The organism is Mesorhizobium yinganensis (assembly GCF_040081985.1).
GTDB classification, from domain to species: Bacteria; Pseudomonadota; Alphaproteobacteria; order Rhizobiales; family Rhizobiaceae; genus Kumtagia; species Kumtagia yinganensis.
Window position 1 is genome coordinate 51028 of sequence record NZ_JBEBMH010000012.1, and the last position, 21051, is coordinate 72078.

Here is a 21051-nt window from a genome sequence, read left to right on the forward strand (position 1 = left end):
TCCTCATCGGTCGAAATGTGAAGAAAAGTCAGTGCCTGCCCTTGAATTCGGGACGGATAGACAAAGTTTTGGATTCTGCACTCTTTGAGTCTTTCGCATGGGGACGCAAAAAGATTTTAGGTCGCTTGGCATGATGTTACGCAAGCAGGAGTTGTCACCATCGCCCGGCAATCAGATAAGCACCACGACCTATCACCACACCGAAAAGGAGTTATGATATGAACGCCATGACACGTGGAATCGCGTGCTGCTTGTTTGCCGCCGCCCTTGCCGGCTGCGCTGCCACCGAACAGGAACAGCGGGCAGGAACGGGCGCGCTGATAGGGGCCGGCGCGGGAGCGTTGGCCGGACAGGCCATTGGACGCAACACGGCCAGCACCGTCGTTGGGGCCGGCGCGGGAGCCCTGCTCGGGGCGGTTGTCGGCACGGCATCCACCCCCCAGAGCGCTCGCTACTGTCGTTACCAGCGTCCGGACGGCACGATCTATACGGCGCGCTGCTGACGATAGCCGCTTGGCTTTCGTGACAACGTAGAGGATATCCTGGACCATGGCACGGGCCGCCACCGTGCCAACGACTATTCGTTCATGACGCAGTTGCGCCGCATGAATGGCCGGGAGCCAACGGGGATTCCCAGGGAAGCAGGAGCACCAGGCCACAGCAAGGCGCGGCTTGAATCGGAAAAGCCTCGCCAATACCCTGAAAATTCATCGCGAAAAAATGGTACGGTTGCTCGGGATCGAACCGAGGACCTCCGGATCCACAATCCGGCGCTCTAACCATCTGAGCTACAACCGCACATGCTGCGCGAAGGCATTCCGCAACGTTCCCGGCTCATCGACAGGGAAGCGTCGCTTGCGGGGTGTGCATAAGAGCAAATGCGCGGCATTTCAAGCCGCAAAAGAAAAGGCCGGCGCGAGGAGGTGCCGGCCTTTTCCTATGTCGCGCCAGAGGGAGGAGGTACTGGCGGCAAATCCCACAGGGCAGAGGGAGGAGGAACCGCCCCGCGGGTAACTTCAGTCGCCTGAAATCAGGCGACCTTGATTTCCTTGAAGGCCTTCTCGAACACGTCCTTCAGCGGCTTCGAGACGTCCTCGGCAGCCTTGGTGCTGGCGGTCTGAAGGTCCTTGGCCTGGGCCACGGCGGTCTCGACGCCCTTGCGGACGAAAGCGGTCTGCAACTCGATCAGTTCGGAGATCGACTTGACGCCGACCAGCGCTTCGAGATGCGAGAAGCCAAGCTCGGCATTGGTGCGCAGCGCGGCGATGGTCTTCAGCGACAGGTCGCTGCCGGCGGCCTTGGCGGTCTCGACAGTGGTCTCAACGGCCTTCTGGGTGCTCTCGGCGCCGGACTTCAGCTTGGCGTATGCTTCTTTCGACTGCTCGACGCCCTTCTCCGCGAAGGCGCGGAACTGGTCGGTGGCCTTGGAGGCATCGAAGGCAGGGAATTCGACGTTCTGGAGAAATTCAGCAGGCTTGGTTGCGGTCTTGGACATTTTTCCATCCTATTTCGGGGACGACTGAAGTTGCCGTCTCATTCATGTGTAAGCACCATATAGCGCGATTTATGCTGCATTGCAACATAAATATTGCGACGCAGCATAAGCCTCTGTGCAGAAAGCGAAATTCCGGTTGAAACCTGTCTGGGATTAACCAAATGCCCAGAAATTCGGGCTTCCCATAGCGGCGCAGTGGACGTGGAAGCGCCCAACTTTTATTAACGATGCATTAACTGTCAGGGGTTCCGCGCCGCGGAGGGGCAAAAGTCCAACATGCCATCGGCCGCCTATTCGTTCATCGACGTCGCCGTCCTCGACGGCGTGCGAGAGCGCTTCGCCGCGGGCGACGCGATCGTCATCCTGTCGACCGATCTTGCCGAGGTGGTGTGGGCCAACGGGCCGGGCGCAGCAGTGTTCGGCCATGCCGACATAGAGCGGATCGTCGGTGCCGAAAGCGGGCTGGGCTTTGCCGCGCGCAGACAGATCATGGCAACGAAGGGCTTTCCCGCCATTGGGCGCGACCGGGCCATCACGGTGCGGCTCGCGCAAGGGCTGGACAGCCGCGCCATGGGGTTTTCGGCAAGCGCGATTTCCCTGCCCGACGGCGAGAATGCGATCATGCTGGCCGTGCCGGCCGGCCTTGCCGGTGCACCGGAAACCGAAATCGCGGCGCGCGCCATCGGCGGCTTCACCGAACCCGGCCATCTCGTCGCGTTCCTCGACGGCGATGGCGTGGTCGAGGCGGCGTCGCCGGATTTTTTTGTACGCCATGTTTCCAGGCAGGTGCTGGCCGATCTGGTGACGGAAGTCGCCGGAGAGACCGATCGCCTCGTCAAGAAGATCATCTCGACTGGGTCGTCGCGCCTTCCCGCGGGGATCGCCCGGTTGCGCGACAATCCGGCGCGGCATCTCCTGGTGATGATCGATGAGGGCCAGGCGGCCGATGGCGAAGAAGCTCCGGAAGCGGCCGATGCGGCAGAGCGCGCGCCTATTGGCATGGAGCCCGGCGCGGGCGAAGCTGTTTCTGCCGAGATACAGTCCGGGGGCGAGAGCGTTCCGGTAGCGGCCGCGGCTGCCGAATCACGCGCCATGGCCCCAGAGGCCGTAGAGCAGATCATTGCGGCTGCACCGGCGGTGGACGGATTGGAGACGAGTGCCGGGGCGGCAGAACTCCCGACGCTAGAAAGCGTGGCAGCTAGCGACGGAGACGAGCATCCCGTCCCTTCGATCGAGGATGTCTGGGGACCGCAGGATATACCTGCCCCAGCGGAGAAGCCCGCCGCTGTCGAACACCAGGATTTGACGGCATCGAGGGTCGAAGCCGACGCAGATTACTCGAACTCGGAATCGTCGGCCGGGTTGGCCGACGCGATTCCCGAAGAACCGTTGGCCGAGAACGAGCCCCCGGCCGATGTCATGGCTGGGGTGGAGGCGGCTTCGGAGCAGGTAGCGATCGAGCCTGAAGACGCACCAGGCATGCCACCGCATGTGCCCGCCATCGCCAGAACGGTGACCGTCAACCGCAACGCGGCGCCACTCCGCTTCGTCTGGAAGACCGATGCGGCAGGCCGTTTCAGCGCGGTGTCGCCGGAATTCCTCGCCGCGGTTGGCGCTATGGCGGACGACATCATCGGAAAACCCTTTTCAGAGGTTTCGAACGCGCTCAAGCTCGATCCGCAAGGTGAGATCGCAGGCCTGCTGGACCGCCGCGACACTTGGTCCGGGCGCTCGGTGTTGTGGCCGATCGCCGGCAGCGACCTCAAAGTTCCCGTCGATCTCGCCGCCCTGCCGATCTATTCGCGCGACCGCAGTTTCGAAGGTTTTCGCGGTTTCGGCGTGGCGCGAATGGCCGACAGCGTGGTCAACCTCGACGCCGTCGGATTGCCGCACGGCTCGGCGGCTCCACCCGACGAACCCGCTCCGAAACCACAACCGACTGCGAGGGCCGTCGAGCGGCCCGCGGAACCCAAGGCCGAAGAACTCCCGAGTACCGATCCGTTCCAGGGCGAAGTACCGGCGCTGAATATTGCGCCAAAGCTGGATCGCCGCTCCAGCGACAAGATCATCCGTCTTGCGGAGCACAGGCCTCCGGTCGCGGAAAAGGGACTGTCCAATGTCGAGCGCAGCGCTTTTCGCGAGATCGGCGAAAGACTACGGAAAACCGGCGGCATCGAAGGCGCGCAGGAATCGGAGAAGGCCAATGATGGCCGTCAGTCCGGCACCGAGGCCGCCATCGAGACCGCTGTGACCGCCGCAAACGACAGCAAGGCGGCGATTACGGAGCAGGCGCCGCTCGAGGCCGAGAACAGCCTTGATGCAGAGCCCGCGAACGACAGCGACGCGCCCTTGGCCGTGCCCGCATCGGCGGAACCGGCAGCAAAAATCGAGGCTCCGCTCGATCTGACGGATGAAGAGACCAGCGCTCATCCCGAACTGCCGCCCTATCAAACCGCTTCCGTCGAAACGATCGCAGAACCGGCGCACGAGCCGGCCAGCGACCTCGTCACGCCGGACGCAATTGCCACCGAGGCGGGTGCGGTTTCGGAGCATCCAGCCCCCGCCGGACAAATGGTCGACCTGACCACACAGTCGGACCAGGCGCCCGAAACGAGGGCAGCCGACACGGTCTTCGTGGATAGCAGCGAACCGTCGGCATCGCCGCCCGATGCAGCCAGAGTCCAGCCCATGACCGAACCGGCATGGCAGGAAGCGCCTGCGCGTGACCCGCATGCCGATACCGATACGGTTTCCATTGACGGCAGCCAGACAGAACTGTCCGGCGTGCCCGATTCGGCGGCCGCGATCGTTGCCAGCCATGAGACATCGCACAGAGCCGAGCCGACGTGGCAGGAGGCGTCCGCACGTGAGGCCGACGCTGACACGGTTTCGATCGAGAGCGATCTGAACGAGCAGTCCGAAGGCCCGCAAACGCCGGTCGAATCCGGAGCCGGCCGTGAGCAGCCGCCAGAATTATCATCCCAGGCTTCGGATAAGGCGGGGGGGGGGACTGACACGTTTTCCATCGACGACACCGAGGCCAAATCGCCGGTCCTGCCGGTATCGGCGGCCGAAATGGTCGCCGGCCCGGAAACGCCCGAGCCGACAATCGGCATTTCCGGTGCGACCCAGCCGCCTGTCTCACCCGTCGCCGCCGCGCGGGCGGCCATCGCCGAACTCAAGACCAGCGGCTTCATGCCGTCGGCCTTCTCGTCGTCTCCGGACAGCGGCAAGCGTTTCCAGGATACGGCAATCCTGTCGCGCCTGCCGGTGCCGCTGCTGATCCATTCCGGCGACGTGCTGCACTACGCCAATGACGAATTTCTGAACCTCACAGGCTACGCCTCGCTTGACGCGCTTCGCGAGGTGGGCGGCCTCGGCGCGCTGTTCTCCGATCCCTACCAAGATGAGGAGCAGGATGGATCGGGCCGGTCGCTGAGGCTGCGAACCGCCGATGGGCTGGAATTTCCAATCGATGCGTTGCTGCGATCCGTGCCTTGGAGCGGCGGCCACGCCCTGATGCTGGTCATCCGCCGCACCGGCGACGCGGTCGAGGTTTCGGAAGCTGAAGCGTCCCTGCTTCAGCAGCCTGATGTCGAGGCGCTTAAGAACCGCGTTTCGGAGATGCGGGCGATCATCGATACGGCCACCGACGGCGTCATCCTGATCACCCATGACGGCATGATCCGGTCGATCAGCCGCCCGGCGGAGGCCTTGTTCGGCTTCGAGAGCGACGAGATCAGCGGAAAGCCCTTCGTCTCGCTCTTCGCCATGGAAAGCCAGCGCGCGGCGCGCGACTACCTCAACGGCCTCTCCGACCACGGCGTCGCCAGCGTCCTTAACGATGGACGCGAGGTGATCGGCCGCGAATCGCAAGGCCGCTTCATCCCACTGTTCATGACCATCGGCAGGCTGCCCAACGACAGCGGTTATTGCGCGGTCGTGCGCGACATCACCCCGTGGAAGCGCGCGGAAGAAGAACTCACCCAGGCGCGCTCGGTGGCGGAGCGCGCCTCCTCGCAGAAGTCGGACTTTTTGGCCCGAATCAGCCACGAAATCCGCACGCCGCTCAACGCGATCATCGGCTTTTCCGAGCTGATGATCGACGAACGTTTTGGCGCCATCGGCAACGACCGCTATCGGGACTATCTTCTCGACATAAACCGGTCGGGAAACCATGTGCTCGAACTGGTCAACGACCTGCTCGACATCTCGAAGATCGAGGCCGGCGAGCAGGAGATGTCCTATGAAGCGGTGTCTCTCAACGAGACGATTGGCCAAACGGTCGCCATGATGCAGCCGCAGGCCAATCGCGAACGGGTGATCATCCGCTCCAGCTTCGCCTCGCGCCTGCCCGATATCGTGGCCGATGCTCGCAGCGTACGGCAGATCGCGCTCAACCTGTTGTCCAACGCGGTTCGATACACGCAGGCCGGCGGGCAGGTAATCGTCTCGACCTCCTACGAACCTTCCGGCGACGTCGTCATGCGGGTGCGCGACACCGGCATCGGCATGACCCAAGCCGAAATCGAGCAGGCGCTGAAACCGTTCAAGCAGATCAACGCGCTGAAACGCTCGCGCGGCGACGGCACTGGCCTCGGCCTGCCGCTGACCAAGGCGATGGTGGAGGCCAACCGCGCCCGCTTCACCATCAATTCCACGTCCGGCGAAGGGACGCTGGTCGAGGTGACATTCCCGTCGACGCGGGTGCTGGCGAACTGATCCGCCGCCACGGCCCAAAATTTCGTGATGTTCTGGCGGACAATCTGTCGCGGCAGCGGCTGGAAAGCCGGATAATTTTGCTCAACTTATTGAAAAGCTGTGAAAATCCATCCAGTTTAGAATTCTTCTAAAGTATTGAATTTGTTGGTGTTTGTATTGACGGCGCGGCGCAATGTCGCCAATAGGTCATCGTTCCCAAACGGAACCGCATAAGATCCGACCCTCGGGGCCTTGAACCCCTCGCTGATCAGGAGAGAACGATGACCAAGGGAAGTGCCCGGTCGAAGATCGCCGGCTACGCCGCGCTTGCAATTGCCACGCTGTTTGCCGGCTCGGCTCTCGCTGACGGCACCGTCAACATCTACTCCTATCGCCAGCCCGACATCATCAAGCCTGTGCTCGATGCCTTCACGGCCGAGACCGGGATCAAGACCGAGGTCCTGTTCCTCGACAAGGGGCTCGAGGACCGCATCCTCGCCGAAGGCCAGAATTCGCCGGCCGACGTCATCCTGACCGTCGATATCGCCCGCCTCACCAACGCCAAGGAAAAGGGCGTGACGCAGGCGCTGGACGATGCAACCGTCAACGCAAACCTGCCGGCCGAATACCGCGATCCCGAAGGCCACTGGTTCGGCGTCACCAAGCGCGCCCGTGTGGTTTACGCTTCCAAGGATCGGGTGAAGGACACGGCAATCACCTATGCCGACCTCGCCGACCCCAAGTGGAAGGGCAAGATCTGCATCCGCTCCGGGCAACACGACTATAACCTCGCCCTGTTCTCGGCGGCGATCGCCCATTGGGGTCCGGAGAAGACCGAGGAATGGATGAAGGGCCTGAAGGCGAACCTGGCGCACAAGCCGGATGGCGGCGACCGTCCGCAGGCTAAGGCGATCTTCGCCGGCGAATGCGACATCGCCTTGGGCAACACCTACTATGTCGGGTTGATGCGTACCAATGAGAAGGATCCGGAAGAGAAGGACTGGGGCAACGCCATTGACGTCATTTTCCCGACCTTCGAGAATGGCGGCACGCATGTGAACATTTCGGGCGCGGCGCTGGCCAAGAACGCGCCCAACCGTGACAATGGCGTCAAGCTGATCCAGTTCCTGTCCAGCCACAAGGCGCAGCAGGTCTATGCCGAGCAGACCTTCGAATATCCGGTCGAACCGGGTCTTGAGCCCTCCGAGATTGTGAAGTCGTTCGGCACGCTGACCGCCGACACGCTGCCACTGGCCGACATCGCCAAGAACCGCAAGGCCGCCTCCGAGATGGTCGACCGCGTTGGCCTCGACGACGGTCCGAGCAGCTGATAACCGACACAATCAGCCAAAGGCCGGGCCGCGCGAGCGGGCCGGCCTTTGGTGTTTGATCACCCGACGATCGGCTTCATGGGCATAGCGGCGACAACCACCCCTAACGGCGCAGCGAACCGGCTTCCGGTGCGGCGCCAGCGCCATCCGCTTATGCTCGCGGCCGCCCTCGCGGTTTCGCTGGTCGTGTTGACGCCGATCGTCACGCTTACGGTCATCGCGCTTTCCGGCACCGGCGAGGACTGGCCGCATCTCGCCACGAACGTGCTGCCGACCGCTGCCATGACGACGGCGGCGCTGATCGCCATGGTTTCAGCCGGCACCGCGGTCATCGGCGTGACGGCCGCGTGGCTGGTGGTCGGCTTCGATTTTCCGCTGCGAAGACAATTCTCCTGGATGCTGGTGCTGCCGCTGGCCGTGCCGCCGTATTTGGCCGCCTACGCCTTCGGCGAATTCTTCCTGTTCACCGGGCCTGTGCAATCGGCTCTGCGCGCCGTCTTCGGGTTCCAAACGCCGCAGGACTATTGGTTCCCCGATCTGCGCTCGACGCCGGGCGCGGCTTTCGTGCTGACCTCGGTGCTTTATCCCTATGTCTATCTCACCAGCCGCGTGGTCTTCCTGATGCAGGGCCGCAACATCGGCGACGTTGCGCGCACGCTGGGCGCGTCGCCGGCGCGCGTCTTCTTCAAGGTGCTGCTTCCCGTGGCGCGGCCGGCGATCGCGGCGGGTGTCGTGCTGGTGTTGATGGAGACGATCAACGACATCGGCGTCGCCGAATATCTGGGCGTGCGGACGCTGACCTCGGCGATCTACACGACCTGGATCAACCGCAGCAGCCTGGAGGGCGCGGCGCAACTGGCGATGCTGATGCTGGTGCTGGTGCTGGCATTGCTCGCCTGCGAGCAGTTCGCACGGCGCCTGCAGCGCTTTCACAACACCCGCGCCACGCAGTTGAAGGCACGGCCGCCACGCATGAAAATCAAAGGCTTACGAGCAGCTTTGGTCATGCTGGCCGTCGCAGCGCCGGTCGTTGTCGGGTTTGGCGTGCCGCTCTGGGTGTTTGGGCGCTATGCGTCGCGACGGCTGGATTATCTGATCAATGCCGACCTCGGAAAGGCCTTCGTCAACACCGTTCTTACCGCCGGCGTGACCGCGCTGCTGACAGTCTCGCTGGCGCTGTTCCTGATCTATGCGGTGCGGGTCTCTCGCTCCGGTCCGATGCCGCTGGTGGTGCGTGTGGCCTCGGTCGGGTACGCGCTTCCGGGCACGATCCTCGGCCTCGGCCTGCTTTATGCGCTGGCGCACTTCGACAACCGGGTCGATGCTATCTCACGGGAATATTTTGGCTTTTCGACGGGATTGCTGCTTACCGGCTCGGCGGCGGCGGTCATCCTCGCCTGCACGATCCGCTTCCTGGCACTGGCGGAAGGCGCGGTGCGCTCCGGACTGGAAAAGCTGCCGGCGAGCCTCGACGACGCGGCGCGCAGCCTCGGCAAGCCGCCGCTGGCAAGCGCGGCGCTGATCCTCATGCCGCTGCTCAAACCGGCCATTCTGACGGCTTTGGTACTGGTTTTCGTCGACACGGTGAAGGAGCTTTCGGCGACCATCCTGCTCAGACCTTTCGGCTTCAACACGCTGGCGACCCTGGTCTACGAGAACGCGTCCCGGGCGGTCGTCGAAGACGGCGCGATCGCCGCGCTGCTGATCATCGCCACAGCGACCGTTCCGGTCATCCTTCTGTCGCGGGCGCTGGCCGGAGACCAGGAAGCATCACTTTAAGCTTTTGATTTTTATATGTTATCTTTAAGTGCACACTAGGTGTGTTTGCACGGCATCTCTAAAGAGAGCCGTCACCCGAACGGTCTGCGGGGTCACCGCTCCGAGCCTGCGGCAAGTTCGGAATCTTCAACGATTTCATCCGCTTATCCGGAAATGAACTCGCAAACTTCGACATAGAGCTGACGCGGACCCTCCGCGAGCTTGCCGCGAAGGCATTTTTCGGGCGCCTGAGACTGACGCTGGCAGCCGGTGCACCGACACAGGAGCGTCGATCAGGAACTGATCGCATAGCGGTCGGCTCAGCCACCGCATGCAGCTCCAGAATTGCTATACGGTTCGACCGAGTTCCGTTCCACGCCGATCGGCAGCAAAGAAAAAGGCGCCCGTTTGGACGCCTGAGATTTAGGATGCTGTTACAACGGGGCTTGAGCAAGCAGGACGTCCACCGAGGGCATGGAGGACAGGGATCTCTCCCTCAAGTTGCATCGACTATCGCCCCCGTTCGTTAACAGAACCTTACCGGACCCCGAAAAACTTTACGGAAAGGTTCCACCTCTGAAAACGAGGTAAATTCAGACTTCAGGATTGGTTAACCATGCAGCGTGGCCTCAACTGCGCAGTTGAGGCAGGTCGCGGAACAGTTCGAGCGCCTCCGGATTGGCCAGCGCTTCCTTGTTCTTCACCGGCCGGCCGTGGACGACCTCGCGCACCGCCAGTTCGGTGATCTTGCCGGATTTGGTGCGCGGAATGTCGGCGACAGCGACGATCCTGGCCGGCACATGCCTTGGGCTGGCGCCGGTGCGTATCTTGGCGCGGATGCGTTTCTCCAGGTCTTCGTCCAGCACAACGCCCGCGGCCGGCCTGACAAAGAGCACGACCCGCACATCGTTGTCGAAATCCTGGCCGATGCAGAGCGCCTCCGCAATCTCCGGTAACTGCTCGACCTGATTGTAGATTTCGGCGGTGCCGATGCGAACGCCGCCTGGATTGAGGGTCGCGTCGGAACGGCCGTGGATGATCAAACCGCCATGTTCCGTCCATTCGGCGAAATCGCCATGGCACCAGATGTTGTCGAAGCGCTCGAAATAGGCGGCGTGGTATTTCTTTCCATCCGGATCGTTCCAGAAGCCGACGGGCATGGACGGAAACGCCTTCGTGCAGACGAGTTCGCCCTTTTCCCGCCTGACGGACTTTCCGTCGTCGTCCCAGACGTTGACGGCCATGCCGAGACCGGCCCCCTGGATTTCCCCGATCCAGACCGGCTCCGTCGGCACGCCGAGCACGAAGCAGGACACGATATCGGTGCCCCCCGAAATCGAGGCCAGGTGGGCGTCTGTCTTGATGCCGTCATAGACGAACTGAAAATCCTCCGGTGACAGCGGCGATCCGGTGGAAGAAATCGTGCGGATCGTGGAAAGGTCGTGGGTCTCGACCGGCCGCAAGCCGGCCTTGCGAACGGAATCGATGAATTTCGCGGACGTGCCGAAATAGGTCATCGCCTCCTGGTCCGCGAAGTCGAACAGCACGTTGCCATTGGGATGGAAGGGCGATCCGTCATAGAGGAGCAACGTCGCGCCAGAAGCCAGGCCGGAGACCAGCCAGTTCCACATCATCCAGCCGCAGGTGGTGAAATAAAACACCCGGTCGCCATCCGCGATACCGGCGTGAAGGCGATGCTCCTTGACGTGCTGCAACAGCGTGCCGCCTGTCGAATGGACGATGCATTTCGGGATGCCCGTCGTTCCCGACGAATAGAGGATATAAAGAGGATGCGAAAACGGCAGCGGCTCGAACGTCACCGGGGCCGTGTCCATACCGGCGACCGCCTCGGCAATCGTGGACGCGCCCCGGATGCCGGCCGCGGCGGCCGCGGCATTGCCCAGGTAGTCGGCAATCAGCACCTTGCGCAGCGTGGGGAGTTGCGAGGCAATCGCCGCGGCCTTGGCGGAGACGTCGATAGCCTTGCCATTGTACCAATAGCCGTCCGGCGCGATGAAGACCGTCGGCTCGATCTGGCCAAAGCGGTCGAGGACGCCCTTCTCGCCAAAATCCGGCGAACAGGACGACCATACCGCGCCGATCGAAGCGGCGGCGAGCATGCAAGCAACGGTGTCCGGCATGTTCGGCATCATCGCCGCAACGCGGTCGCCGGGTTCGATGCCGACCGAGCGGAAAACCCGCTGCAGCTTGGAGACGAGAGCATGCAACTCGTCCCAGGACATGCGCTGCTCGGCCTTGTCCTCGCCACGGAACACCAGCGCGTCGCCCTCCCCGCGCTTGCCGAGCAGGTTTTCCGCAAAATTCAGTCTCGCGTCGGGGAAAAAGGCGGCACCTGGCATCCGATCGCCGTCGATCAATGTGCGGCTGCCCTTGTCGCCGACGACGCCGCAATAGTCCCAGACGAGGTTCCAGAACGCCTCTCGATCCTCGGTCGACCAACGGTGGAGATCGGCATAGCCACTGAAGCTTCGTCCGGAAACCTGTTCGGCCCGCCATGTAAAGGCGGTGAGCGGCGCCCGGGCAATACGCTCTGCATCAGGTTTCCAAAGCGGTCGCATCGTGGCCATGCTCATCCTCTCCCAATGATATGGCGCTTATGCATATTGCGCTGCACAAGTGCAAGAATGATAGCGGGGGCCGCTTGTATCTCTGAAATCCGGCGTGATGATAAGGGCCAATAGGGACCCGAGACGAGGATGAACGACAGCACAAATGCTACCGGCAATGTCCTTGCCGATCTCGGGCGTCCTGATGCAGGCGAATGCCAGACCAGGACGCCTGGCGATAGTCACGACCGTCATCCGGTGGAAAGATCGATGCATTCCCTCACTGCCCTCGACCAGGGCGTGGGGGTCAAGATCTGGCCGCAGCCAAGATGCCGGTACGGTTTCGGTGCATGTAGTTCTATTGGCGTGTAAAACCAGCATTGCGGGAACCTCAATGAAACTCGGCTTCATCGGAACGGGCGCGTTAACGGCGGCGATTGTCACCGGGCTCAACTCCGTCGCCGCCAGCGACATCTCGGTTCTGCTGTCGCCGCGCAGCAAAGACATCGCCGCAGGCCTGGCCTCCCGCTATCCGAACGTGCGCGTCGCGGCCGACAATCAGGAGGTTCTCGATGATTGCGATACGGTCATGCTCGCCGTCCGGCCGCAGATCGCACGGGAGGTGCTTCGGGACCTGCGGTTTCGACGAGACCACCACGTCGTCAGCCTGATCGCCATCGTGTCGCGCGAGGATATCGCCGCCTTGACCGCCCCCGCGGAGCAGGTAACGAAAGCCCTTCCCATGCCGATGATCGCTCATGGGTTGGGAGCCACGATCGTCTACCCGCCCAATCCTGACACGGCGGCTTTTTTCGGCAAGTTGGGCAAGGTGATCGAGGTCGAGAAACCGGGCGAGTTCGATGCGCTCAGCGTGGCCACGGCCACCTATGCCAGTTATTTCAAGTATCTCGATACGATCCACACATGGCTGAAAGACCATGGCGTTGCCGAGGCGAAGGCGCGCGACTACATCGCCTCTCTGTTCAAGGCGCTGGGAAACGCTCCCGAGACGCTGCCGGATGCGGATTTCACGCATCTGGCACAGGACTACGCGACGCGCGGCGGCATCAATGAACAGATCTTGCGTGAACTGACGGAGCGGAAAGTATTTGAAGTCTTCGCTGAAAGCCTGGATGGCGTGCATCGGCGTATCCTGGCGTCGTGAATCAACGACACGGAACCCCGAAGGCGGCTGCCAGTTCCGGCACACATCTCCTGCGCAAACGCCATCGCCGGGCCACAATGGCTTGAAATGCCGTGACGGTCGGATAAACCCGGAGATGCGTCAGGGCGCCTGACGCGCTTTGCAGCGATACGGCCGGACGAAATATGCCAGCGAAGACCATGAGGAGGAGTATCTGGGCGCTGGCCGTTTTGGCCGTGCTGATCGTCATCATTGCCGTCGCCGTGCCCTATATCGCCTCCACCCGCATCGTCCGCGACCGGATCGCCCAGGAGATCGGCGCGTGGAGCGGCTATAGGGTGAGGATCGAGGGGGCTCCCCGCATCGACATCTGGCCCCGTCTGCGGGCTGTGCTGAGGGATGTGTCGTTCTCCGACGCCGGTCCCGGCGGCGAGCGTCCGATCGGGACGGTGGAGCGCATCGACATCGAACTCTCGGCGCTCGCCGCGATGCGCGGCGAAACGGTCTTCACCTCGGCGCGCCTTTTCAAGCCGGTGCTGCGGATCGGCGCGGATACCGAACGAGGAATTTGGGCGACATTGGCCGGCAAGGGCCGCATCCGCGCGGCAATCGACGAGGCGCACGCCGCAGTCGCCGATCAGGCCGACCCGGCCTCGCTGATGGCCCTGATGCCATCCGGCCCGTTCGGCAGCGTCCGGATCGAGCAGGGCACTCTCCTGCTCGACGATGGCGCCGCAGCCGGTGCGCCGTTGGTCACGGGCATCGCCGGCAAAGTCGACTGGCCAACGCTCGACGGTGCCGGTAGCGCCGTCGCCGAAGGCATCTGGCGTGGCGAGACGATCAAGCTCGACGCGGAAAGCGCTGCGCCGATGCTGCTGTTCGCCGGCGGCACCGCGCCTGTGGAAATCCGCCTCGATTCCGCGCTTGGCGGCACATCCTTCAGCGGCATGGCCAAACTCGTCGGCGCGCCGTTCATCGATGGCCAGGTCATGGCCACGACAGCCTCCTTCGATCGTCTTGCCGGCTGGGCCGGCGCGACCCTGCCCGAATGGGAGAACCTGCGGTCAATCAAGCTGTCGGGCACGGTATCCGGCGACACGTCACGGCTGAAGATCGAGAGCGCCCAGTTGCAGGTGGACGGCAGCAGCGGAACCGGCGCCGCCGAATTGACGGCACGGAACGGGCAGGCAGCGGTGTCCGGATCGCTTGCCTTCGACACGCTGCATCTCGACACACTGTTCGATACGCTTCTGCCGCTCGCCACGCAGGACTGGAGCGCAAGCCCGGCCCCCGCATTCCATTGGCTTCGCGGACTTGTGCTGGACCTCAGGCTTTCGGCCGCCAGCGGGACGGCGGGAAAAATCGAGATGTCGGACGTGGCGGCCTCCGTCCAATTGCAGGACCAGTTCGATTCCTTCGACATATTGGACGCCAGCGCCCTCGGCGGCGAGATCCAGGCTGGGCTGCGCTTCGACCGCAAGGCCGACGGCACGCTGGCGACGCTCCGGGCTTCGGCCTCGCGCGTCAACGGCGAAGCCTTCGGCGCCGCGATGGGCATGACGCGGCTCATTCCCGAGGCTATCGGCTCGGTCGCAATCGAGATGACCGGACGTGGCGAAACCCTCCCATCGGCGTTCCAAAACGGACAGGGAAAGTTCTCGGCACGCTTCGGGGCAGGCCGGCTTTCGGCCTTCGATCTCGCAGCCTTCCTGGAGCGCAACGCAAAGGGCGGCTTCTTCGCGCTTGACGAGACCGCAGGCGGCAGTCTGGCCGTCGACGGCGTAGACGTTCGGGGAACGATAGCGGACGGGGTAACCACGCTCGACAAAGCGGAAGCGCGCTTCGGCGAACGCCGCCTGTGGGTGACGGGCCTGGCGTCCTACTCCGACCGCAGCCTGGCGCTGACCGGTGGCGTCGGCGCCGTGCGTGACGAGGGCGCGCAGCAACCCGACGACACAAATTTTTTCGTCGGCGGTTCCTGGGGCGCGCCGTTCATCTCGCCGGTGAAGGCGGGCGAAAGCGGGAACTGACGGCGGAGCCTATCCGCGCTGCGCGGCCTGCTCGTCGCGCGCCCGCTGCACTTCGCGGCGCTTGTTGGCGACCGAAGCCGCGATTACGCCAACCGCGACCACCGCAATCATCAGCGTGCAGGCGGCGTTGATCTCTGGCGTGACGCCGAGGCGAACCTGGCTGTAGATTTTCATCGGCAGCGTGGTGGCGCCCGGGCCGGACGTGAAACTGGCGATGACGAGGTCGTCGAGCGACAGGGTGAAGGCGAGCATCCAGCCGGAGATGATGGCCGGCAGGATGACCGGCAGGGTGATCTGGAAGAAGGTTTTTACCGGCGGCGCGCCGAGATCCATCGCCGCTTCCTCCAGCGAGCGGTCGAAGGTCATCAGTCGCGATTGCACCACGACAGCCACGAAACACATGGTGAAGGTGATGTGGGCGAGCGTGACGGTGAAGAAGCCGCGGTCGAGGCCGATCGCCACGAACAGAAGCAGCAACGACAGGCCGGTGATGACTTCCGGCATGACCAGCGGCGCGAACACCATGCCGGAAAACAGGATTCGCCCGCGGAAGCGCGTGTAGCGGGTCAGCGCCAGCGCCGCTAAGGTCCCGAGCACGGTCGCCACCGTCGCCGAGATGACGCCGACCCGCAGCGTCACCCAGGCGGCGTCCATCAGACCCTGATTGTGGAACAGGGAGACATACCACTTGGTCGAGAAGCCGCCCCAGACGGTGACCAGCTTCGACTCGTTGAAGGAGAAAATGACCAGCAGCACGATCGGCAGATAGAGGAAGGCAAACCCCAGCACGATCGAGACGATGTTGAAACGGCTCCAGTTCCCGCTCATCGCCCCTGCTCCTGCGCGCGGGCCTGGGCGCTCTGGAAGATCATGATCGGGACGATGAGGATCAAGAGCAGGATCACCGCCACGGCGGACGAGACTGGCCAGTCGCGGTTGGCGTTGAACTCGTTCCACAAGGTCTTGCCGATCATCAGCGTTTCCGAGCCGCCGAGCAGGTCGGGGATGACGAACTCGCCGACTGCGGGGATGAACACCAGCATGCAGCCGGCGACCACGCCGGGAAGCGACAGCGGAAAGGTGATCTTCCAGAAGGCGCTGATCGGCGGGCAGCCGAGGTCCTGCGCGGCCTCGATCAGCGAATAGTCCATCTTCTCCAGCGACGAATAGAGCGGCAGAACCATGAAGGGCAGGTAGGAATAGACGATGCCGATGTAGATCGCGGTGTGGGTGTTCAATATGACCAGCGGCGTGTCGATGATGCCCGTCGCCAGCAGCACCTGGTTGAGCAGGCCCTCGGGCTTGAGAATGCCGATCCAGGCATAGACGCGGATCAGAAAGCTCGTCCAGAACGGCAGGATCACCAGCATCAGCAAGGTCGGGCGGATGGTCGAGGGCGCGCGCGCCATGCCGTAGGCGATGGGATAGGCAATGAGCAACGCGAGAAACGTCGAGATCGCGGCGATGACGACGCTCGACACATAGGCTTTGAAATAGAGCGCGTCCTCGGTCAGCCAGACATAATTGTCGAAGTTCAACTGCCTGATGGCGTCCATGAAACTGTCGACGCCGAACACCGGCGTGTAGGGCGGCATGGCGATGGCCGTCTGAGACAGCGATATCTTGAAGACGATGGCGAAGGGAACAAGGAAGAAGAACAGCAGCCAGAGATAGGGGACGATGATGACGAGGCGGCTGGTGATGGCGTTCAGGAATGAGTTGGACGCCGCCGGCGCCGTCTGGGACGCAGTTATCGCGGGAGAGGTAGAGACCGCCGTATTCGCCATCTCCGCCTCCTAGCGCGTCAGCACGACGCCGGCGTCCGGCGCGAAGGATACCCAGGCCCGGTCGTTCCAGGTCAGCTGATCTTCCGTCACGCGCGAGCTGTTGAGCGCGCTGGCCTTGAGAACCTGCCCGTCGGCAAGCCTGACGTGGTAGACGGTCATGTCGCCGAGATAGGCGAGATCGTAGATTTCACCCTCCATAACATTGGCCGTGCCTTCCGCAGGGGGCCGCGACGACACCTTGATCTTCTCCGGACGGATCGCGAAAGCCACCGTATTGCCGGCGGCCGCGTCGCCTGCATTCTCGACCAGTATCTGGGCGCCGCTAGCGCCGGTGATCCTCGCGCGGTTCGCCGTCCGCTCGGCAACCAGGCCTTCGAGCATGTTGATATTGCCGACGAAGCTCGCGACGTAGCGGGAACCCGGCGCCTCGTAGACCTCCGCGGGCGTCGCCACCTGCATGACCTCGCCCTTGTCCAGGATAGCGATGCGGTCGGCCATGGTCATGGCCTCTTCCTGATCGTGCGTGACGATGACGAAGGTGAGGCCGAGCGTCTGCTGCAGGTCCATCAGTTCGAACTGCGTCTCCTCACGCAGCTTCTTGTCGAGCGCGCCGAGCGGCTCGTCGAGCAGCAGCACCTTCGGCCGCTTGGCCACAGAACGGGCAAGCGCCACGCGCTGGCGCTGGCCGCCGGAGAGCTGATGCGGCTTGCGCTTGGCGAATTGCGTCAGCTTGACCAGCTTCAGCATCTCCGCGACACGCTGTTCGATATCGGCTTTGGGCATGCCTTCCTGCTTCAGGCCGAAGGCGATGTTCTGCTCGACCGTCATGTGCGGGAACAGCGCGTAGGACTGGAACATCATGTTGACGGGGCGGCGGTAGGGCGGGATGCCGCGCAAATCCTGACCGTCGAGCAGGATGCGGCCGGAGGTCGGCTCGTCGAAGCCGGCGAGCATCCTGAGCAGCGTCGACTTTCCGCAGCCGGATGCGCCGAGCAGGGCAAAGAACTCGCGCTCGAAGATTGACAAGGACAGGTTGTCAACCGCGGTGAAGTCGCCGAATTTCTTGGTGACGTTCTCGAAGGCGATGTACGGCTTCGCGTTCGCATCGTTCCATGGTGCGAAGGCCCTGCGGATGCTGCCGAACGATTTCATTGTCCCTGTCCCCTTGCCGCCTGTCCCGACGTGAAAAGTCCCGGCGGAATGACCGCCGGGACTCTTTTATTTTCACTGCCCCGTGGTGATCTTCGTCCACGAGCGCGTCAGCAGGCGCTGGGACTTGGGATCATAGGGCGCCACTGTGAACAGTTTCTGCAGCGTCGCCTCGTCCGGATAGATCGCCGGATCGTCCAGAATCTCCTTGTCGATGAACTGTTGGGACGCCTTGTTGCCGTTGGCATAGAAGATGTAGTTCGAGGCCTTGGCGGCAACTTCCGGCTTCATGATGTAGTTCAGGAACTCATGCGCCTCGGCGACATGCGGTGCGTCGGCCGGAATTGCCATCTGGTCGAACCACATTTCCGCGCCTTCCTTCGGCACGACGAAGTCGATCACCACGCCCTGATCGGCTTCGGAAGCGCGGTCCCGCGCCTGGAACACGTCACCCGACCAGCCTATCGCCAGGCAGATGTCACCATTGGCCAGCGCGTTGATGTACTCGGAGGAGTGGAATTTGCGGATGAAGGGACGGATCGCCCGCATGGCCTCCTCGGCCTTGGCGAAGTCCTCAGCCGTCTTGGATTCGGGGTCCATGCCGAGATATCTGAAGGTCGTCGGAATGATGTCCTGCGGCGAATCCAGCACATAGACGCCGCAGTTCTTCAGCTTGGCTAGATTTTCGGGCTTGTAGAAGACATCCCAGCTATCGATCTTTTCGATGCCCAAGGCTTCCTTGATCTTGTTGACGTTATAGCCGATGCCGACGGTGCCCCACATATAGTTGATCGAGTATTCGTTCCCCGGATCGTACTTTGCTGTGCGCTCGTTGACGACATCCCACATGTTCGCGATGTTCGGCAGCTTCGACTTGTCGAGCTTCTGGAAAACGCCGGCTTGTATCTGCCGCGCCAAGAAGTTGGCGGTCGGAACGACGACGTCATAACCGGTCCCGCCGGCGAGCAGTTTGGTCTCCAATATCTCGTTGGAATCGAAGACGTCGTAGACGACCTTGATGCCGGTTTCCTTGGTGAAGTCATCGATGATCGAACTGTCGATATAGTCCGACCAGTTGTAGACGTTCACCACCCTTTTCTGCGCTACCGCGGCGCCGGCGAAGGTCGCCAGAAAGGCGGTGGCGGCGGACAGCAAGAGTGCCCTACGGATCATCATATTCTCCTTTTCCAGTGTTCCCGACGGACGGCGGATCGGATCGGGCCGCCCGGCTTTTCTTGAAAGATTATTGGCATCGCCGCAGTGCGACAAGCACCGATTTCACAGAGAGAAACCAACAGACCATGGCCGCGCGACGGCCGGACGACACAGGAGCCGCTTTCGGCATGCGAACGCCGCCGCGGCACGTATTGGCGGTGTTGATATCCGTCCTGCCGTCGCATCTGGTGCGACCGGCTCTTTGTCGTGAAACCTGCACGGCCCTCTGCGTGGCCCGCTGCGGTAACTGCCAAGATACGCCTGCTTGTTGGATGCCGATAAAAGGCAAGGTGCGCCCTCGCCCGCAAACCTGTCAATGGGGTGCGGGTATTCCGGTGATACCGGGTCGCACGGGACGCGGCTGCCTGCGGAACTGCATGCCGATGTGCGCCAGCAAGGCGGCAAAGACCACCGCGCCGCCGAGAATGGTGCGCATCGAGGGCACCTCGCCATGCACCAGCCAGACCCAGACCGGCCCGGCGATGGTCTCGAACGTGCCGAGCAGCGCCGCCATGGAGGCCGGCACCAGCCGCGCGCCGCTGGCGAACAACGCCATGCCGAGCCCGAGATTGAGTGCGCCGAACGCGAAGAGCAGGCCGAAATCGGTCCACGAAACGGCGAGCGGACCTGACATCGCGAAGGCGATGGCGCAAGCCACAAGCGTGCCGAAGCAGACGGCCGAGGTCATCCTGACTCCGGAGAAATGCCGGGTGATCACCGTCGCCAGCGCAAAGGATATGGCGATATTCAGCGCCAGCATGTCGCCGACCGGCGAGATGGTGCCGTCCAGGGAACCGGAGACCATTATCGCGACGCCGGCGAGCACGGCGGCGATCGCCGCCCAAGTGGTTCGCGACACGGTGTCGCGGAACAGCAGCCAACCGAGCAGAGCCGCGAACAACGGCACGCCGGCGTTAATCAACATGACATTGGCGATGGTCGTGTGTGCTATGGCCAGCACGAAACAGGTCGATGCGGAAGCAAAGCACAGTCCGACAAGGACGCCCGGTACGCCCATGGCCCGGAACTGTACTGCCGCGCCTCGCAGGCCGTCGCGGAACACCAGGAAGGCGATCAGGAAAAGCGCCGCGAAGAACGAGCGCCAGAACACCACGGTCCAACTGTCGTCCGCTTCGAGGTACCGCGCGATGGTGCCGCCGGTGCTCCAGACGAAGGCCGACAGGAAAACCAGCAGCATGCCGAGCCGTTCATCGCGGTCGGATACCGTTGCCCTCGAAGCTTGGGGCAAGTTGCTGATGTCCGTCATCGGCGGGAGAGCCCGTCGCAAGAGTTTTGCCGGTCCGTTCCGGCATTTCCGCGCCTAACGGATCACGATGACGCTGGCGTGATCCAGGGACGCCATCCGGTTGGGGCAATTCGATACAAGACCGAAAAGCAGCGTTGGAACGAAGAACCTTCGCACTGCGGCAGCGGCTAGGGCCGGCGCCGGTCTCCCTCGCCGCGCCTGATGCCGACACGGCTGCCCGGCAATTTCAGCCGAGGCAGTTCCGCCTGCAAGGAAACCTCCTTCGTCGCGTCCGCATCGAAATACCAGAAGTCATACTCGGCAGGAGTGACGGGCCCTATATCCGATCTGCTTGCTTTTTTAGTCATGGCTTCCTCCTCACCATAACAGGAATAAGACGGAAGGATCGCCCTTCCGGCAAGCCCTACCAAAGGTCTGTGGCCCAGACTTTTGGCTAGGCCACCCGACACGCGACCTAGCCTGGGAAGTCGCCATGAAGGCTCGTCGATCCGACGCCCCGGGTGATCCTCGCCAGCCGGAGACACGATACAGGGCGGCGGGATCGACGCCTTCGACAGCGATCTCATCGACGGCGGCGTTGGTTTTCGACCCTGTCCTGCGAAGCGCG

General features: G+C 62.9%; 14 protein-coding genes and 1 tRNA gene. 6 read left to right on the forward strand and 9 right to left on the reverse strand.

The window, feature by feature from the left end:
* Window positions 1-227: 227 nt before the first annotated feature.
* Entirely contained in the window at window positions 228-503 is a 276-nt protein-coding gene (locus ABMA59_RS20990; RefSeq protein WP_349007443.1) for a glycine zipper 2TM domain-containing protein, read from the forward strand.
* Window positions 504-721: 218 nt separating this feature from the next.
* Here ABMA59_RS20990 and ABMA59_RS20995 read toward each other — a convergent pair.
* Window positions 722-798 (reverse strand) — tRNA-His (locus ABMA59_RS20995).
* Between the two features lie 232 nt (window positions 799-1030).
* Entirely contained in the window at window positions 1031-1495 is a 465-nt protein-coding gene (locus tag ABMA59_RS21000; protein ID WP_349007343.1) for a phasin, read from the reverse strand.
* A gap of 276 nt (window positions 1496-1771) precedes the next feature.
* Here ABMA59_RS21000 and ABMA59_RS21005 point away from each other — a divergent pair, with 276 nt between their 5' ends.
* From ABMA59_RS21005 to ABMA59_RS21015, 3 genes are all read left to right on the forward strand, one after another.
* Window positions 1772-6217, forward strand: a complete 4446-nt coding sequence (locus tag ABMA59_RS21005; protein ID WP_349007344.1) for an ATP-binding protein — start codon at window positions 1772-1774, stop codon at window positions 6215-6217.
* Between the two features lie 260 nt (window positions 6218-6477).
* Window positions 6478-7527 carry a Fe(3+) ABC transporter substrate-binding protein gene (locus ABMA59_RS21010; protein ID WP_349007345.1) on the forward strand — a complete coding sequence of 350 codons (1050 nt, stop codon included), beginning with the start codon at window positions 6478-6480 and terminating at the stop codon, window positions 7525-7527.
* A 153-nt stretch (window positions 7528-7680) separates the two neighbouring features.
* Window positions 7681-9306 (forward strand): ABC transporter permease, encoded by a 1626-nt coding sequence (locus ABMA59_RS21015; RefSeq protein ID WP_425475958.1) that lies wholly within the window; start codon window positions 7681-7683, stop codon window positions 9304-9306.
* Window positions 9307-9914: 608 nt separating this feature from the next.
* Here the strand turns inward: ABMA59_RS21015 and ABMA59_RS21020 are convergent.
* The gene (locus ABMA59_RS21020) at window positions 9915-11873 is read right to left on the reverse strand and encodes an acetoacetate--CoA ligase (RefSeq protein ID WP_349007347.1); all 1959 of its coding nucleotides are present in this window, start codon (window positions 11871-11873) and stop codon (window positions 9915-9917) included.
* Window positions 11874-12036: 163 nt separating this feature from the next.
* Between ABMA59_RS21020 and ABMA59_RS21025 the strand changes: the two genes are divergently transcribed.
* Together ABMA59_RS21025 and ABMA59_RS21030 are read left to right on the forward strand one after the other, a co-directional pair.
* A complete protein-coding gene (locus tag ABMA59_RS21025; RefSeq protein WP_349007348.1) occupies window positions 12037-13017 on the forward strand; it encodes a pyrroline-5-carboxylate reductase in 981 nt (326 codons plus the stop codon).
* A 164-nt stretch (window positions 13018-13181) separates the two neighbouring features.
* Window positions 13182-15026: an AsmA family protein gene (locus tag ABMA59_RS21030; RefSeq protein ID WP_349007349.1), complete on the forward strand. Its 1845-nt coding sequence runs from the start codon at window positions 13182-13184 to the stop codon at window positions 15024-15026.
* Window positions 15027-15035: 9 nt separating this feature from the next.
* On the opposite strand, the gene ABMA59_RS21035 is transcribed toward ABMA59_RS21030, so the two are convergent.
* From ABMA59_RS21035 to ABMA59_RS21060, 6 genes are all read right to left on the reverse strand, one after another.
* Window positions 15036-15854 carry an ABC transporter permease subunit gene (locus tag ABMA59_RS21035; RefSeq protein ID WP_349007350.1) on the reverse strand — a complete coding sequence of 273 codons (819 nt, stop codon included), beginning with the start codon at window positions 15852-15854 and terminating at the stop codon, window positions 15036-15038.
* Window positions 15851-16813, reverse strand: coding sequence for an ABC transporter permease subunit (locus tag ABMA59_RS21040; RefSeq protein WP_349007351.1), 963 nt, complete (start codon window positions 16811-16813; stop codon window positions 15851-15853). The genes ABMA59_RS21035 and ABMA59_RS21040 overlap by 4 nt, the downstream gene beginning before the upstream one ends.
* Before the next feature lie 9 nt (window positions 16814-16822).
* Window positions 16823-17965, reverse strand: coding sequence for an ABC transporter ATP-binding protein (locus ABMA59_RS21045; RefSeq protein ID WP_349007352.1), 1143 nt, complete (start codon window positions 17963-17965; stop codon window positions 16823-16825).
* Between the two features lie 72 nt (window positions 17966-18037).
* Window positions 18038-19135 (reverse strand): polyamine ABC transporter substrate-binding protein, encoded by a 1098-nt coding sequence (locus ABMA59_RS21050; protein ID WP_349007353.1) that lies wholly within the window; start codon window positions 19133-19135, stop codon window positions 18038-18040.
* Between the two features lie 355 nt (window positions 19136-19490).
* Entirely contained in the window at window positions 19491-20444 is a 954-nt protein-coding gene (locus tag ABMA59_RS21055) for a DMT family transporter (RefSeq protein ID WP_349007354.1), read from the reverse strand.
* A gap of 167 nt (window positions 20445-20611) precedes the next feature.
* Window positions 20612-20791: a hypothetical protein gene (locus ABMA59_RS21060; RefSeq protein WP_349007355.1), complete on the reverse strand. Its 180-nt coding sequence runs from the start codon at window positions 20789-20791 to the stop codon at window positions 20612-20614.
* Window positions 20792-21051 lie beyond the last annotated feature (260 nt).